15 protein-coding genes are annotated in these 16,071 nt (G+C 71.7%); 10 read left to right on the forward strand and 5 right to left on the reverse strand.

The window, feature by feature from the left end; translation table 11 throughout:
• The first annotated feature begins 36 nt into the window (after positions 1-36).
• Positions 37-1,038, forward strand: a complete 1,002-nt coding sequence (gene argF / locus AC529_RS06595) for an ornithine carbamoyltransferase (protein WP_068754721.1) — start codon at positions 37-39, stop codon at positions 1,036-1,038.
• Positions 1,039-1,127: 89 nt separating this feature from the next.
• Here the strand turns inward: argF and AC529_RS06600 are convergent, their stop codons facing one another.
• The 3 genes from AC529_RS06600 to AC529_RS06610 are packed head-to-tail and all read right to left on the reverse strand — an operon-like array spanning position 1,128 to position 3,237.
• Complete coding sequence (locus tag AC529_RS06600) at positions 1,128-1,466, reverse strand: hypothetical protein (RefSeq protein ID WP_068754723.1); 339 nt, start codon at positions 1,464-1,466, stop codon at positions 1,128-1,130.
• A gap of 53 nt (positions 1,467-1,519) precedes the next feature.
• Positions 1,520-2,308, reverse strand: a complete 789-nt coding sequence (locus AC529_RS06605) for an ABC transporter permease (RefSeq protein WP_068754725.1) — start codon at positions 2,306-2,308, stop codon at positions 1,520-1,522.
• Positions 2,308-3,237, reverse strand: a complete 930-nt coding sequence (locus AC529_RS06610) for an ABC transporter ATP-binding protein (RefSeq protein ID WP_068754727.1) — start codon at positions 3,235-3,237, stop codon at positions 2,308-2,310. The genes AC529_RS06605 and AC529_RS06610 overlap by 1 nt, the downstream gene beginning before the upstream one ends.
• Before the next feature lie 290 nt (positions 3,238-3,527).
• Here AC529_RS06610 and AC529_RS06615 point away from each other — a divergent pair, with 290 nt between their 5' ends.
• From AC529_RS06615 to AC529_RS06650, 8 genes are read left to right on the forward strand one after another with little or no spacing between them, the layout of a single operon-like run.
• Positions 3,528-4,301 carry a helix-turn-helix transcriptional regulator gene (locus AC529_RS06615; RefSeq protein WP_198156330.1) on the forward strand — a complete coding sequence of 258 codons (774 nt, stop codon included), beginning with the start codon at positions 3,528-3,530 and terminating at the stop codon, positions 4,299-4,301.
• A complete protein-coding gene (gene sufB / locus AC529_RS06620) occupies positions 4,301-5,713 on the forward strand; it encodes a Fe-S cluster assembly protein SufB (protein WP_068754728.1) in 1,413 nt (470 codons plus the stop codon). The genes AC529_RS06615 and sufB overlap by 1 nt, the downstream gene beginning before the upstream one ends.
• A gap of 2 nt (positions 5,714-5,715) precedes the next feature.
• Complete coding sequence (gene sufD, locus AC529_RS06625; protein WP_068754729.1) at positions 5,716-6,876, forward strand: Fe-S cluster assembly protein SufD; 1,161 nt, start codon at positions 5,716-5,718, stop codon at positions 6,874-6,876.
• Positions 6,869-7,201: a non-heme iron oxygenase ferredoxin subunit gene (locus AC529_RS06630; RefSeq protein ID WP_068754730.1), complete on the forward strand. Its 333-nt coding sequence runs from the start codon at positions 6,869-6,871 to the stop codon at positions 7,199-7,201. The genes sufD and AC529_RS06630 overlap by 8 nt, the downstream gene beginning before the upstream one ends.
• 17 nt (positions 7,202-7,218) lie before the next feature.
• Positions 7,219-7,980 (forward strand): Fe-S cluster assembly ATPase SufC, encoded by a 762-nt coding sequence (gene sufC, locus AC529_RS06635; protein WP_068754733.1) that lies wholly within the window; start codon positions 7,219-7,221, stop codon positions 7,978-7,980.
• Between the two features lie 2 nt (positions 7,981-7,982).
• Positions 7,983-9,260 (forward strand): cysteine desulfurase, encoded by a 1,278-nt coding sequence (locus AC529_RS06640; RefSeq protein ID WP_068754736.1) that lies wholly within the window; start codon positions 7,983-7,985, stop codon positions 9,258-9,260.
• Positions 9,261-9,272: 12 nt separating this feature from the next.
• Positions 9,273-9,749, forward strand: a complete 477-nt coding sequence (gene sufU, locus AC529_RS06645; protein WP_068754738.1) for a Fe-S cluster assembly sulfur transfer protein SufU — start codon at positions 9,273-9,275, stop codon at positions 9,747-9,749.
• Entirely contained in the window at positions 9,746-10,108 is a 363-nt protein-coding gene (locus AC529_RS06650) for a metal-sulfur cluster assembly factor (protein ID WP_068754740.1), read from the forward strand. The genes sufU and AC529_RS06650 overlap by 4 nt, the downstream gene beginning before the upstream one ends.
• Before the next feature lie 557 nt (positions 10,109-10,665).
• Here the strand turns inward: AC529_RS06650 and AC529_RS06655 are convergent.
• Entirely contained in the window at positions 10,666-12,810 is a 2,145-nt protein-coding gene (locus AC529_RS06655) for a hypothetical protein (protein WP_068754742.1), read from the reverse strand.
• 1,043 nt (positions 12,811-13,853) lie between these two features.
• On the opposite strand from AC529_RS06655, the gene AC529_RS06660 reads away from it, so the two are divergent.
• Positions 13,854-14,639 carry an SGNH/GDSL hydrolase family protein gene (locus tag AC529_RS06660; protein WP_198156331.1) on the forward strand — a complete coding sequence of 262 codons (786 nt, stop codon included), beginning with the start codon at positions 13,854-13,856 and terminating at the stop codon, positions 14,637-14,639.
• A gap of 99 nt (positions 14,640-14,738) precedes the next feature.
• On the opposite strand, the gene AC529_RS06665 is transcribed toward AC529_RS06660, so the two are convergent.
• Complete coding sequence (locus AC529_RS06665) at positions 14,739-15,875, reverse strand: EAL domain-containing protein (RefSeq protein WP_068755881.1); 1,137 nt, start codon at positions 15,873-15,875, stop codon at positions 14,739-14,741.
• Positions 15,876-16,071 lie beyond the last annotated feature (196 nt).

Below are 16,071 nucleotides of genomic sequence, written 5' to 3' on the forward strand. Positions count from 1 at the left end.
GCAGTGTTGGTGTGACGGACAGGAGAGCCAGCCGCGATGGCGTTCAACCTGCGCAACCGCAGTTTCGTCAAGGAACTCGACTTCACCCCCCAGGAACTGGTGTTTCTGATCAGGCTGGCAGCCGACCTGAAGGCCGCCAAGTACGCGGGGACCGAGCAGCCACGGCTCAGGGGCAAGAACATCGCCCTGATCTTCGAGAAGACCTCCACCCGGACCCGGTGCGCCTTCGAGGTGGCCGCCCACGACCAGGGCGCCCACGTCACCTACCTGGACCCGGCGGGATCGCAGATCGGCCACAAGGAGTCCATCAAGGACACCGCCCGCGTCCTGGGGCGGATGTTCGACGGCATCGAGTACCGCGGCTCCAGCCAGGAGCTGGTGGAGGAGCTCGCCGAGTACGCGGGCGTGCCGGTGTGGAACGGCCTCACCGACGAGTGGCACCCCACCCAGATGCTCGCCGACTTCCTCACCATCACCGAGCACACCGACAAGCCGCTGCGCGAGGTCACCCTCGCCTACATGGGCGACGCCCGCAACAACCTCGGCAACTCCCTGACCGTCACCGGGGCCATGCTCGGCCTGGACGTGCGCATGGTCGCCCCCCGCGAACTGTGGCCCGACGAGGAGAGGGTGGCCGCGCCCGCCCGCGCGATCGCCGAGACCACCGGGGGCCGCGTCACCTTCACCGAGGACGTGGCCGAGGGCCTGGCCGGGGCCGACTTCGTCTACACCGACGTGTGGGTGTCGATGGGCGAGCCCGCCGAGGTGTGGGACGAGCGCATCCGCCAGCTCCTGCCCTACCAGGTCAACGCCGAGGCGCTCAAGGCCACCGGCAACCCCGACGTCAAGTTCCTGCACTGCCTGCCCGCCTTCCACGACCTGGGCACCCAGGTCGCCCGCGACATCCACGCCCGCACCGGACTGAGCGAGCTGGAGGTCACCGACGAGGTGTTCGAGTCGCCCGCCTCCGTGGTCTTCGACCAGGCCGAGAACCGGATGCACACGATCAAGGCGCTCATGGTCGCCACGCTGGGCTGAGCCGCGACGGGAGCGGCCCGCCCCGCGCGGCGGGCTACCCGCTCCACGGCGGGGGAGCAGGGCCGGCGGAGGGGAGGGACCGGGACCGGTCAGCGCGCCGTCCGGTCGTCGGCGACGGCGTGCCCCGTGGCCTCCCCCGCCGTGACGGCGACCAGCAGCAGCATCCAGGCGGTGAACGAGACCAGCGGTTGCAGCCCGGTCATGACGAGTCCGGCGGCGCTGCTCGTGCCCAGACCGGTGGCCGTCTGCAGGGCGATCCACAGGAAGGGGAGCGCTGCGGCCAGCAGGTTCACGCACAGCGCGGCGACGACCAGGCCCCTGCGCGGGGGCCTGCGCCACCGCACCAGTACGCCGCCGACGACCAGCAGCACCAGGGGCGGGCCGAGGTGGCGCACCAGGACGAACCAGGGGACACCGAGGGATTCCACGGGGGGAGTCTAGTGTTCCGGGCGGGCCGGGCGGCCGGTGCCGCGTCGGGGACTCACTCCCAGCGGAAGAACCGGCCGGCCAGGACCGTGCCGACCGCGGCCCAGGCGAGCAGCACCAGCACGGGGCCGAGCGGCAGCGCCGCCCCGTCGGCCAGGACCGTGCGCAGCCCCGTCGACAGGGCGGTGATGGGCAGGGCCTCGACCAGGGACAGCAGCGCCGCGGGGAAGCGGTCGACGGGGAAGACCACCCCGCCCAGTCCCAGCAGCACCACGTAGACCAGGTTGGCGGCGGCCAGCGTGGCCTCGGCGCGCAGGGTCCCGGCCATCAGCAGGGCCAGGGAGCTGAACGCGGCGGTGGCCAGCACCATGAGCAGCGCCGCGCTCAGCGCACCGCCCGGGCCGCCCTCGGGGGACCAGCCCAGGGCCAGCGCCACCGCGCAGATGACCGCGGCCTGCAACACCTGGACCGCCAGCACCGCCAGGGTCTTGGCGGCCAGCAGCCCCGGCCGCGACAGGGGGGTGGCTCCCAGGCGTTTGAGCACGCCGTAGCTCCGCTCGAAGCCGGTGCCGATGGCCTGTCCGGTGAACGCGGTGGACATCGTCGCCAGTGCCAGCACGCCCGGCGCCAGGAAGTCCACCCGGGAGCCGGAGCCCAGGTCCAGCAGCGGGACGGTGCCGAAGCCGACCAGCAGGATCACCGGGATGACGAGGGTCAGCAGCAACTGCTCGCCGTTGCGCAGCAGCAGCCGCAGCTCCAGGTCGGTCTGGGCGAGCACCCGGCGGAGGGGCGGGGCCGCGCCCGGGCTGGGGGTGAAGTCGATCGGTGGGGTGGAGGTGGACATCAGTTGCGCAGATCCCGGCCGGTGAGTTCGAGGAAGACGTCTTCGAGGGTACGGCGGTGCACGCGCAGGTCCTCGGGGATGACGTCGTGGGCCGCACACCAGGTGGTCACGGTCGCCACCAGACCCGGGCTCGGTCCGGCGGGGTCGGCGCAGGTCACCGTGTAGTGGCCGGCGCCGTGCTCGGCGACGGCGCAGCCCGCGGGCAGCGCCGCGGCGAGGGCGGACACGTCCAGCCCCGTCCTGGTGCGGAAGCGCAGCTCCTGGCCGCCGCGGGTGAGGTCGGAGGTGGGCCCGTCGGCGACCACCCGGCCGTGGTCGATGATGACCACGTGGTCGGAGAGCCGTTCGGCCTCCTCCATGTAGTGGGTGGTCAGCACCACGCCCACGCCCGCCGCGCGCAGGTCGCCGATCAGCTCCCAGGTGGCCATGCGGGCCTGCGGGTCCAGGCCGGCGGTGGGCTCGTCCAGGAACACCAGCTCGGGGCGGCCGATGACGGCGGCGGCCAGGGACAGGCGCTGCTGCTGGCCGCCGGACAGCCGCCGGAAGGGGGTGCGCTCCACCGCGGACAGGCCCAGCCGCTCCAGCAGTGCTTCGGGGGGGACGGGACGGGCGTGCAGGGCGGCCATCAGGCGCAGCCACTCGCCCGCGCGCACGCCGGTGGGCACCCCTCCGCTCTGCGGCATGACGCCGACCCGGGGCTTGAGCGCCCGGGAGTCGCGGACCGGGTCGAGGCCGAGGACGCGGACGCGGCCCGCGTCGGCGCGGCGGAACCCTTCGCAGATCTCGATCGTCGAGGTCTTGCCCGCGCCGTTGGGGCCCAGCAGCGCGGTCACCGCCCCCCGGGCGGCCGTGAACGACAGTCCGGCCACCGCGGTGACGTCGCCGTAACGCTTGACCAGGTCGGTGACCTCGACGGCAGGGGTGTCCATGGCAAAGAGTCTACGGCCGTGTCACCGGGCGGGCGCACGGGGTCGCCGGGGCGCCGGACGGCCCGGGGGCCCGCGCAGAGTGTTTCACTCTATGAGAAAGAATTCTTGTCATATGAGACGCCGGAAGCGGGTGCGGGGTAAGGTCCGGCTGTCGTCGCGGTCAGGTTGTCCATGAAAATCCCTGTAAGGGAAGGCTAACTTGTGTGGCCTACCGCACTCGACGTGGTTTGCTCAATGGGACGCAATTAGGCCACACTGATGTTGTGAAAAACACGGGCGGGGAACAGCGTGTGAAGGGGACGGTCGGCATCGGCAAGTCCCGGACGCCCGCTGCCCACGATCTGGGCGCCGAGACCGGCACCCGGGCACGGGTCGCCCGGCTCATACTCGAACATGGTCCGATCACCGCGTCCGCGTTGGGAGAGCGGCTCGGGCTGACGTCGGCGGCCATCCGCCGCCACCTCGACCACCTGGTCGGCGAGGGCATGGTCGAGGCCCGTGACGCCTCGCCGGTCGGACGGCGCCGCAGAGGCCGGCCCGCCCGAGTCTTCGTGATCACCGGGGCCGGACGGGACGCGTTCGTGCACGGCTACGACGACCTCGCGGCCAGCGCACTGCGCTTCCTCGCCGAGAAGGCGGGGCCGCAGGCCGTCGCCGAGTTCGCGCGCCGACAGGTCGCCGACCTGGAACACCGGTACCGGCCGGTGCTCGCCGCCGCACCTCCGCAGCAACGGGTGCGGCTGCTCGCCGAGGCGCTGTCCAACGACGGCTACGCCGCCTCGTCGGGGTCGGCCCCGGCCGGGGGAGAGCAGTTGTGCCAGCACCACTGCCCGGTCGCCCACGTGGCGGCGGAGTTCCCCGAGCTGTGCGACGCCGAGGTCGAGGCGTTCGCCCGCTTACTGGGCACACCGGTGCGCCGCCTCGCCACCATCGCGCACGGCGACGGCGTCTGCACCACCCACGTCAGCTCCCGAGACATCGGCTCCCTGGGGACCGGGACCCGCACCCGGCGGGAACCGGAACCGGGCCACAACAGGACGTCCTGTCCAGGAGGATCCGCGTAATGACGTCTACCGCGCACCCCGAGCTCGAAGGGCTCGGTACCTATGAGTACGGCTGGGCCGACCCCGACGTGGCCGGCGCCTCGGCGCGCCGCGGCCTCGACGAGGAGGTCGTCCGTGACATCTCCAGCAAGAAGAACGAGCCCGAGTGGATGCTGGACCTGCGCCTGAAGGCGCTCCGGCTGTTCACCAAGAAGCCGCTGCCGAACTGGGGTGCCGACCTGTCGAAGATCGACTTCGACAACATCAAGTACTTCGTGCGGTCCACGGAGAAGCAGGCCACCTCCTGGGAGGAGCTGCCCGAGGACATCCGCCGCACCTACGACAAGCTGGGCATCCCCGAGGCCGAGAAGCAGCGCCTGGTCGCCGGGGTGGCCGCGCAGTACGAGTCCGAGGTCGTCTACCACCAGATCCGCGAGGACCTGGAGGCCCAGGGCGTCATCTTCCTGGACACCGACACCGCGCTCAAGGAGCACCCCGAGCTGTTCCAGGAGTACTTCGGCACCGTCATCCCGCCCGGCGACAACAAGTTCGCCGCGCTGAACACCGCGGTGTGGAGCGGCGGCTCCTTCGTCTACGTGCCCAAGAACGTGCACGTGGAGATCCCGTTGCAGGCCTACTTCCGGATCAACACCGAGAACATGGGCCAGTTCGAGCGGACGCTGATCATCGTGGACGAGGGCGCCTACGTCCACTACGTCGAGGGCTGCACCGCGCCGATCTACAAGTCGGACTCGCTGCACTCCGCGGTCGTCGAGATCATCGTCAAGAAGAACGCCCGCTGCCGCTACACGACCATCCAGAACTGGTCGAACAACGTCTACAACCTGGTCACCAAGCGCGCCGTCGCCTACGAGGGCGCCACCATGGAGTGGATCGACGGCAACATTGGCTCCCAGGTCACCATGAAGTACCCGGCGGTCTACCTGATGGGCGAGCACGCCAAGGGCGAGACCCTGTCCATCGCCTTCGCCGGGGCGGGCCAGCACCAGGACACCGGCTCCAAGATGGTGCACTGCGCGCCGCACACCTCCTCGACCATCGTCTCCAAGTCGGTGGCCCGGGGCGGCGGCCGCACCTCCTACCGCGGACTGGTCCAGATCCAGGAGGGCGCCGACCACTCCAAGTCCAACGTGGAGTGCGACGCGCTGCTGATCGACACGATCAGCCGCTCCGACACCTACCCGTACGTGGACGTCCGCGAGGACAACGTGGAGATGGGCCACGAGGCCAAGGTCTCCAAGGTCAGCGAGGACCAGCTCTTCTACCTGATGAGCCGGGGCCTGGCCGAGGAGGAGGCGATGGCGATGATCGTCCGCGGCTTCGTCGAACCCATCGCGCGGGAGCTCCCCATGGAGTACGCGCTGGAACTGAACCGGCTCATCGAGCTGCAGATGGAAGGAGCGGTCGGCTGACCATGGCCACCCCTAACCTCGGAATCAAGGAGCACAGCCACGGCGGCGGCCTCCCCGTTTCCAAACTCGACGTCCACGGGTCGTTCGACCCCAACGACTTCCCCAAGCCCACCGGGCGCGAGGAGGAGTGGCGCTTCACCCCGCTGCGGCGGCTGCGCGGCCTGCACGACGGCCGCAACATCGCCGACGGCGTGGTGAAGGTCGAGATGAGCGCGCCCGAGGGGGTCACCGTCGAGACCGTGGGCCGCGACGACGAGCGGCTGGCCCGCTCCTTCCTGCCCACCGACCGGGTCAGCGCCCTGGCCTACCAGTCCTTCACCGAGGCCGTCGTCGTCACGGTGGGCAAGGACACCCGGGCCGACGAGCCGGTGTTCATCAGGGTCACCGGCACCGAGCAGGGCGACGCCTACGGCCACGTCCTGGTCCGGGCCGAGCAGTTCAGCTCCGCCACCGTGGTCCTGGAGTACGCGGGCACCTCGATCTACGCCGACAACGTCGAGTTCGTCGTCGACGACGGCGCCCGGCTCGACGTGGTCAGCCTCCAGGACTGGGACCGCGACTCCGTCCACGTGTCGCACCAGTACACCAAGGTCGGCCGCGACGCCCACTACCGCAGCGTCGTGATCACCCTCGGCGGCGACCTCGTGCGGCTGTCGCCCAAGGTGGGCTACACCGGCCCCGGCGGCAACGCCGAGCTGTACGGCCTGTACTTCACCGGCGCCGGCCAGCACCACGAGCACCGCTCGCTGGTCGACCACAACGTCTCCCACACCCGCAGCAGGGTCGACTACAAGGGAGCGCTCAGCGGCGAGGACGCCCACTCGGTGTGGATTGGCGACGTGATCATCGGCGAGGACACCAAGGGCACCGACTCCTACGAGAACAACCGCAACCTGGTGCTCACCGACGGCGCCCGCGTGGACTCCGTGCCCAACCTGGAGATCTTCAGCGGTGAGGTCGAGGGGGCGGGGCACGCCAGCACCAGCGGACGCCTCGACGACATCCACCTCTTCTACCTCCAGTCGCGCGGCATCCCCGCCGACGAGGCCCGGCGGCTGGTGATCCGCGGCTTCTTCGCCGAGATCATCAACCGGATCGAGGTTCCCGAACTGCGTCAGCGCATCACGGACGAGGTCGAGGAGAAACTGGCGTTCCATGACTAGCGAAGGCGCCTACACCAGGGTCTGCTCGCTCGGCGACCTCCCAGAGGAGGGCGCGCTGAGCGTGGAGATCGGCGACACCCCGGTGGCGGTGGTGCGCAGCGAGGGCCAGGTGTACGCGATCAGCGACATCTGCTCGCACGCCGAGGTGAACCTGTCCGAGGGCGAGGTCGAGGACGGCACCATCGAGTGCTGGCTGCACGGCTCGTGCTTCGACCTGCGCTCGGGCAAGCCGCTCAACCCGCCGGCGACCCAGGCGGTCCCCACATACGCTGTGAAGATCGACGGTGACGACGTGCTCGTCTCGTTGGACCCCACGAACCCGTAGAGGCTGAAGAAAAGACCATGACCACATTCGAGATCCGCGGTCTGCGTGCCGACGTCATCATCAGCGAGGACGAGCGCAAGGAGATCCTCAAGGGCGTCGACCTGACGATCAACTCCGGTGAGACCCACGCCATCATGGGGCCCAACGGCTCCGGCAAGTCCACCCTGGCCTACGCCGTCGCCGGGCACCCCCGCTACGAGATCACCGAGGGCGAGGTCCTGCTCGACGGCGAGAACGTGCTGGAGATGGAGGTCGACGAGCGGGCCCGCGCCGGACTCTTCCTCGCCATGCAGTACCCGATCGAGGTGCCCGGCGTGTCCATGTCCAACTTCCTGCGCAGTGCCGTCACCGCGGTCCGCGGAGAGGCGCCCAAGCTGCGGGCCTTCTCCAAGGAGTTGCAGGAGGCCATGAAGGCGATGGCCTTCGACTCCTCCTTCGCCGCCCGCGGCGTCAACGAGGGCTTCTCCGGCGGCGAGAAGAAGCGCCACGAGATCCTGCAACTGGAGCTGCTCAAGCCGAAGGTGGCCATCCTCGACGAGACCGACTCCGGCCTCGACGTCGACGCCCTCAAGATCGTCTCCGAGGGCATCAACCGGGCCAAGGAGGCCAACGGGATGGGCGTCATGCTCATCACGCACTACACCCGCATCCTCAACTACGTGAAGCCCGACTTCGTGCACGTCTTCGCGGGCGGTCGGGTCGCCGAGTCGGGCGGCCCCGAGCTGGCCGAGACCCTGGAGGCCGAGGGCTACGAGCGATTCGTGAAGGTGGGCGCCTAACCGTGACAGCACGCGAGCTGGACGTCGAGACGATCCGGGCCGACTTCCCGATCCTGGCGCGGACCGTACGCGACGAGCGTCCGCTGGTGTACCTCGACTCCGGAGCGACCTCGCAGAAGCCCCGGCAGGTCCTCGACGCCGAGCGGGAGTTCTACGAACGCCACAACGCGGCGGTGCACAGGGGCGCGCACCAGCTCGCGGAGGAGGCCACCGACGCCTACGAGCAGGCCCGCGCCACCATCGCGGCCTTCGTGGGCGCTCCGGCCGACGAGGTGGTGTTCACCAAGAACGCCACGGAGGCGATCAACCTCGTCGCCTACGCCATGAGCAACGCGGCCACTGCGGGCGAGGAGTTCGCCCGCATGGCCGTGGGGCCGGGCGACGAGGTCGTGGTCACGGAGATGGAGCACCACGCCAACCTGGTGCCCTGGCAGGAGCTGTGCCGCCGCACCGGGGCGACGCTGCGCTGGTTCGGCGTCACCGACGAGGGACGTCTCGACCTGTCGAACCTGGACGACCTGGTCAACGAGCGCACCAGGATCGTGGCGCTCACCCACCAGTCCAACGTGCTGGGCACCGTCAACCCGGTCCGCCAGATCGCGGAGCGGGCGCACGCCGTCGGCGCGCTGGTCCTGGTGGACGGCGCCCAGTCGGTGCCGCACATGCCGGTGGACGTCACCGAGCTCGGCGTCGACTTCCTGGCGTTCTCCGGGCACAAGATGTGCGGCCCCAACGGCATCGGAGTGCTGTGGGGGCGCGGCGAACTGCTGCGGGCGATGCCGCCGTTCATCACCGGCGGGTCCATGATCGGCACGGTGCACATGGACCACTCCACCTGGGCCGACCCGCCGCAGCGCTTCGAGGCCGGGGTGCCGATGGCGCCGCAGGCGGTCGGCCTGGCCGCGGCCTGCGACTACCTGAACGCCATCGGCATGGACGCCGTGGCCGCCCACGAGCACGCCCTGGTGGAATACGCGCTCAAGCACGTCGGTTCCCTCGAAGGGGTGCGGATCGTCGGGCCGACCGACCCCGAGGCACGCGGAGGAGCGGTGTCGTTCACCGTCGACGGCATCCACCCCCACGACGTCGGGCAGGTGCTGGACGACCGGGGAGTGGCCGTGCGGGTGGGACACCACTGCGCCTGGCCGCTGCACCGCAGGTACGGCGCGGTGGCCACCACCCGCGCCTCGTTCTACCTGTACAACTCCTTCGCCGACGTGGACGCCCTGGTCGAGGGCATCCGCGAGGCGCAGCGGTTCTTCGGGGTGGCCCGGAGCTAGGAGAGGCGTGCCATGAAACTCGACGCGATGTACCAGGAGATCATCCTGGACCACTACCGCAATCCGCACCACAAGGGCCTGCGGGAGCCGTTCGACGCCGAGAGCCACCACATCAACCCCACCTGCGGCGACGAGGTCACCCTCCGGGTGCTGCTCGAGTCCGCGGAGGACGGCAAGGACGCCCTCACGGTCGCCGACATCTCCTACGACAGCATGGGCTGCTCCATCAGCCAGGCCAGCGCCTCGGTCATGACCGACCTGCTCATCGGCAAGACCGTCGACGAGGCGATGGCCGTCCTGGAGGAGTTCACCGCGCTCATGCAGTCCAAGGGGAAGGGCGAGCCCGACGAGGGCGTGCTGGAGGACGCGGTGGCCTTCGCCGGGGTGTCGAAGTACCCCGCCCGGGTCAAGTGCGCGCTGCTCGCCTGGATGGCGTGGAAGGACGCGACCGTCAAGTCCCTGGCGACCCAGAAGGAGGGGGCGGTATGACCGACGGAAACGAGACCGCCCAGAGCACGCAGGCTCCGGCCGCCGAGGTGGACGAGGCGCTGCTGGAGGAGATCACCGACGCCCTCAAGGACGTCATCGACCCCGAGCTGGGGGTCAACGTCGTCGACCTCGGTCTGGTCTACGGCATCAAGGCCGACGACCGCGACATCGTGATCGACATGACGCTGACCAGTGCCGCCTGTCCGCTCACCGACGTGCTGGAGGACCAGGCCGCCAACGCGCTGGAGGAGTTCGGCCGCGAGGTCAAGATCAACTGGGTCTGGATGCCGCCGTGGGGTCCGGACAAGATCACCGAGGACGGCCGGGACCAGTTGCGGATGCTCGGCTTCAACGTCTGAGGCCGCCGCGGTCCGGGCGCCCCTCGGGGCCCGGACCCGGCAGACGCCCGCGTGCCCGCCCGGCCGCGGGCGTCTGCCGTTTCCCGGCCCACGCCCGGGTGAGAGGGGAGGACGCCCCGGACAGGGGGCGGGCAGGGCGTACAGGACCGGGGAAGAACACGGAGGCCCTCCCGGGCACACCTGGTGGTGGGCGGTGCGGCCGGGCGGAGCAGGCCCTGGGGAGCGCCGCCGACCCGGCCCGGCGCGAGCTGCCGGGCCTGGAGGACGCCGCCCACGCCTTCGGGGACCGCCGGGGCAGGCCGCGCCTCCAGCAGACGCTGAGCGCGACCGGCGTGGGGCGCGGGCAGACCGACCGATGTCGGTGGCGACGACGGCCGGGCCCGGTGATCCTCCCGGTCCGCTCGGCCGCCCGGACCGCGCCGTCGGGGCGTTCCGGCCGCTGCCCCCGGCCTCACCCGCCGCGACGAGGAGCCCGTCGCGGCGTTGCGCGGCGGTGCGGCGCCGTCCCCCGGACCGGGAGGTGACGGGGCGCCGCCGCGCAACGCCGGGAGGCGGGGTCAGGCCAGCCGCTGCTGGGTCTGGAGCGGGGCGGAGTGCAGGGACAGGCGAAGCTGCTCGGCGATGTCCTCGTCGCCGCGGCTGCTCAACAGGTTGATCAGCTCCGCCGGGGTGCTGGTGAAGCCCTCGTCGGTCTCGTTGATCCGGCGGAAGATGATGTCGAGGGCCTCCTCGGGGGTGGCCGGAGCGGTGTAGCCGGTCAGGCTCAGCGCCAGGCCCAGCGGGCCGCTGTCGGAGGGGACCGCGGATGCCTGGAGCAGGCGGGCGTCCAGCCGGTCCCCGTTGACGGTGATGAACAGCCGGTCCCCGGGCTGGGCGCCCAGCCTGCGCAGCAGCGGACGCAGCGAGTCGAACGCGGCCTGGTCCCGCCAGACCAGGACCAGCAGGTCCGCGCCGGGGCCGGTGAGGCACAGCAGGCGTCCCGGCTGTAGCCCGAGGTGTGCGGCGTACCCCGGGGGCACGGCGACCGGGGCGCCGTTGAGCTGGTCGATGGTGACGTCGACGCGGTGCCACCAGCGTCCGTCGGGGGCGCGGAAGCAGCGCGTCGAGGTGGCCACCGTCGGCTTCGGCGGCGCGCTCTTGGCCCCCCCGGAGCGGCGGCGGATGGGCAGGCCGTTGGTGGTGGTCATGGCCTGGGGGGAGGAGTACGCGGCGTGTCCGCCCGCGGGCTCGGCGGCGTTCAGCGGCACGCTCTCGTCGACCAGCACCTGTCCGTCCTGGATGCTGACCCCCGGGGTGCTCTGTAGCCATGCCCGCAGCACCGGGGGGCGGATGCCGATCTTGCCCAGGCGGCTCTCGGCCTCGCTCAGGCTGGGCTGGTCGGACAGGAGCTGGCGGGTCTGTCGGCGCAGGTGCCCGGTGTCGGTGGCGAGCAGCCAGTTGTCGTCCAGCCGCCGGTCGGTGAACAGCGTCATGACGACCCGCCACAGCGGGATGCCGAGCGAGGGCACGTCGACCGAGTGGTCGGGATGGGCGCTGACCAGGTAGTCGATGGTGGTGGCCACGCCTATGGTGTCGGCCAGGTCGCGCAGGTGCCGGGCCATCGGCGCGCCCACCGGGGAGTTGAGCCACTGCAGCAGGCGCTCCTCGACGGTGCGCTGCGCGCTGCGCAGTTCGCCGATGTCCATCTGGAGCTGGTCGGCGAGCAGGCGGATGCTGGTCGGCTCGGCGGTGAACAGCCGCTCGGTGGCGATGAGCCGCTCCAGGTCGTTCCAGTCCCGGCACAACTGCTCGAACAGGTCGATCAGCGGGTGCGTCCCCAGTGCCGGGGCCGCCTGCTTGGCCGGGGCCTCCTCGGAGGCGGAGGCCGTGGACTGGACGCGCAGCGCCTTGGGCGGTCCGAACGCCGGGCGGCGCAGGGTGCCGCCGGGGCCGAGCAGAGGGCTGCCGCCGCGCCGGGCCAGCAGCGGGACCGGCTCCTCGGAGGCCGGGGAGCGGGAGGAGGAGGGCGTGGTGGAGCTGTTCTCCTTCGCGGCGAGATCGCGGTCGCGCTGGGCGCGCAGGGCCCGCAGCGTCCGGATGGCGCGGGTGGCCGGCGTCTGCGTGTTCTTGGCGGTGTCGGTGGTGGGACCGGAGGAGTCGGCGCCGGTGGCGTCGGTGAGGTAGGCCAGCGCGTTGCGCACGTGCTCCGGGGCGGAGGCGGGCATCCAGTTCGCGATGGTGCGCACGGCCTCGATCATCAGGGCGGGGGAGGGGGCGGGGCCGCTGAGCGGCCCGCCGGTGAACGGCAGGATCGACTGCCACATGATCGTGCCGACCACCTCCAGCACGTCGCAGTTGCTGGGGAAGTCCCAGGAACGCATCGTCTGGGGGGAGGCGCGGACCAGCCGGTCCCAGTCGCCCGCGGTGGCCTGTACCGCGCCGCGTACGGGCTCGGCGACCTCCGACAGGTCCACCGTGATCCCGCGCAGTGTCGGTACGAACTCGCAGACCTCCAGGTGGTCCCACTGTTCCACGGAGAGGCGGGCCATGCAGTGCGCCAGCCAGGCGGGGCCGGCGATGTCGAGCACCCGGGGAAGGGGGAGCGACCGCCACCAGCCGTCCACCAGCCGGGGATGCCGCAGGATCGCGGTGGTGCCGGGCGACTTGCTCCACCGCAGGGCGGGAACGAGGTCGGTGAGGCTGATCGGCGAAACGGCGTTCATCGACGGGGGACCTCGACCTCCTGGCACATGGCACGCTAAATGTGCGAGAACGACACGGATGTCCGGTTATGCGCTACACATTACGCCCCTCGGGACGGTAAGGGCAGCGAACCGGGCGGGTCCCCGTCGACCGGGTGCGGTGCGAGCGGAGGGCCGCACTGCCTCGAGGCCGACGGTGTCGATCCCTCGCAGATCGTACGTGGGGGCTACGCATCCTGTGTAGTGCCCAACAGGAAATCCTGAGAGTACCCTAAGAAGGTGCCTGGCAGACAATCTGTACATATATCTTGTCAGGCCTCATAAGTGACATTTCTGTGACCCGTGTGCCGTCGGATACGTCACACGCCCGCCCCGGGAGGAGGCGGGCGACAGGCCCCGGCCGAGGCGGGACACCGGCCGCCGCGGGAGCCTGACAGAGCAGCGGTCGGGGAACACCCCTCAACCCCCCGCGCGGGCGGCAGCCCGCGGCCTCCCGCGGTGCGGGCCGCGCCCGGTCGGATCTGCCTCCACCGGCCGTCCGTGTCCGGCGGCGGTATGCTTGTCTGGTCTTTCGTACCCCCCGCACCCTCCTGATCATCGGCCGTGGCACGGAAGGCCGTCCGCGCACCGGCCGCGGCGCGTCCCCCAGCGGGCGCTGGCGGCGGGACAGCGCGGGCGGGGGTACGGCACGGAGCACACGCGGAGCCCGAGGAGGCGCGTTCCGCGGGGTGCCGCACACCCCGAGCCGGAGAGAGAGCCGATCCCCGGAGTATTCAGATGGAACGCCCCGAAGCCTCCCGGACTCCCGGGAGCGTGCCGCCGCGCACCCCCACAGGCCGCCTCGGCGGCCGTTTCCGCGTTCCGGGGGCCGGCCCCGCCCCCGAGCCAGGGCGCGACGACCGCACGAAGACCCGTAAGCGCCGACCACCTGAGAAAGAGAGGGTCACTTGACCGGCTCAGACAAGGGAATCCCCCTCCTCCGGCCGGGAGCGGACGCCAACGGTTCCACGGGGGAGCTATCCCACCGCCCGCCAGCGGCCCGGCCCGCGGTCATCCGTTCCTACGTGGCCATCGGGGACAGCCTCACCGAGGGGCTGGACGACCCCGGCCCCGACGGCACCTACCAGGGCTTCGCCGACCGGCTCGCCGAGCACCTCAGCACCCTGACCCCGGGGTTTCGCTACGCCAACCTCGCGGTGCGCGGACGGCGGATCCACCACATCTTCGGCGAGCAGTTGGAACAGACCCTGGACTTCGCCCCCGACCTGGTGACCGTGCACGCCGGAGGCAACGACGTGCTGCGGCCCAACACCAACCTGGACCGGCTCGCCCGCCAGTACGAGCGGGGCATCCGCCGCCTGCTCGACGCGGGCATCCGGGTGGTCATGCTCTCGGGGCACGACACCGGCTGGGTGCCGGTGCTGCGGGTCTACCGCGGGCGCATCGCGGTGTTCAGTATGCACCTGCACGCCATCGCCCAGCGCAACGGCGTCGACATCGTGGACCTGTGGGCGCTGGAGTCCCTCAACGACCCGCGCGCCTGGAGCGTGGACCGCCTGCACTTCAACTCCGCCGGACACCAGATCGTCGCGGCCCGCATCGCCGACCTGCTCGGCCACCCCATCGGCCCCAGGGAGCTGTGGGAGCGCCCCTGGGCCACCCCCTACGTCCCCCGCCCGCGCATCCTGCGCCGCCGCGAGACCCGCCGGTGGGCGGTGCGGTTCCTCGTGCCCTGGCTGGGACGCAGGCTCCTGGGCCGCTCCACCGGGGACGGCCGACTGCCCAAGCGCCCCCACTTGACCGAACTGGCCACCGGCCTGCTGGAGGCGGAGGAGCACCGGCAGGACTGAGCCCGTCGGACCGCACGCGCCAGAGGGGAGCCAGGGGGGAGCCGGGGCTCCCCTCTGGCGCGTGCGCCGGGCCTTTCCGAGAGCGGCCGGTGCTGCTGGTCAGACGCGGGACAGGCCGCGGATGACATCGCCGACGTGGACCACGCCCATGCACTGTCCGAACTCGTTGACGGCGACGAGGTCGTCGTAGACCCGCTCCCGGTCGGAGCCTGCGATGCGCAGCGCGGCCAGGGCGGGGGCGGTGCGCGGCACGGTCCTGGGCGGGTCGGCCAGCTTGCGGGCCGGACGCTTCGCGTACAGCGCGTGCCCGTAGGGGCCGGTGACGGAGAGCAGGAAACGCGCCCGGTCCAGTGCCGCCACCGGACGCTCGCGGTGGTCGAGCAGGACGACGCTGGTGAGGGCGGTGTCGTTGCTGAACGACTCCAGCACCTCCTCGGCGGTCGCGTCGACGGCCATGGTCACCGCCGGGACCATGAAGTCCGACACCCGGGGACCGGCGGGGTCCGGTGCGCCCCGGTCCAGCGAGAGGTCGGGGACCTGGGTGACGCGGTCCCCGGGAACCCAGCCGTCCCCCGCGAACAGCGGCCCCTGCGCCAGGCGCACCCCGATCCGGCGCAGGCTCGCCAGTTGCTCCACCGAGGACACCCCCGAGGCCAGCGGAAACGTCCCGGCGCCGCGTCCGATCCGGGCCATGCCGTCCACGACCGCGACGGACCGCTCGTCGTCGGGGAGGCCGGCGGTCAGCGCGCCGTCGATGCGGACCAGGAACGGGGCGGTCTCCACGAGCAGGTCGGGGGGAATCCGGGCGGTGCCGAACGCGTACCGGAAACCCAGCTCCCGGACGACCGCCAGGGACGCGGCGAGGTGTTCGCGGGGCAGCAGCCGCAGGTCGGCGTCGACCATGAGCGTGACGTCCCGCGGACGACGGCCCCTCGGGCGCAGCACCCCCGCCAGGGACACGAACGGCTCCCGCCCGGCCGTCAGCAGCCGGGCGGGCACCGGGAGGACCAGGGGGAGCAGGCTCTCCCGCGCCGCGACCTCGTGGGCGGTGCGGTTCAGGCGCTCGGCCAGCCGGGCGACGTCCTCGCCGGGCCGCGCTCCGGAGGGGTGGACGGCCTCGACCGCCAGCACCGCACCCGAGTCCAGGTCGACGATCGGGCGCAGGAGCGGCGGGCGCTCCCCCGCCGAGGCGCCGTCCAGCCGTGTGTCGCCGTGGGAACTCCTCTGTGAGGGCAGCACGGCATCATGGTCGCCGCTCCGCCCCCGGGAGGGGACTGCGCGGGGGTGAAGACCGGTTGAATTCTCGGTGCCTCCCGGCTCACACCGGGACAGGACAGGGACACCCCGGGCAGACCGCGCCGCGACCGCTCTGAAGCCGCTGCGGCGCGGCCCTGCCCCGGGAACGAGGAAGGCCGTCGGGCCACGCTGGGCG

This window comes from Thermobifida cellulosilytica TB100, assembly GCF_001517975.1.
Taxonomy (GTDB): Bacteria; Actinomycetota; Actinomycetes; order Streptosporangiales; family Streptosporangiaceae; genus Thermobifida; species Thermobifida cellulosilytica.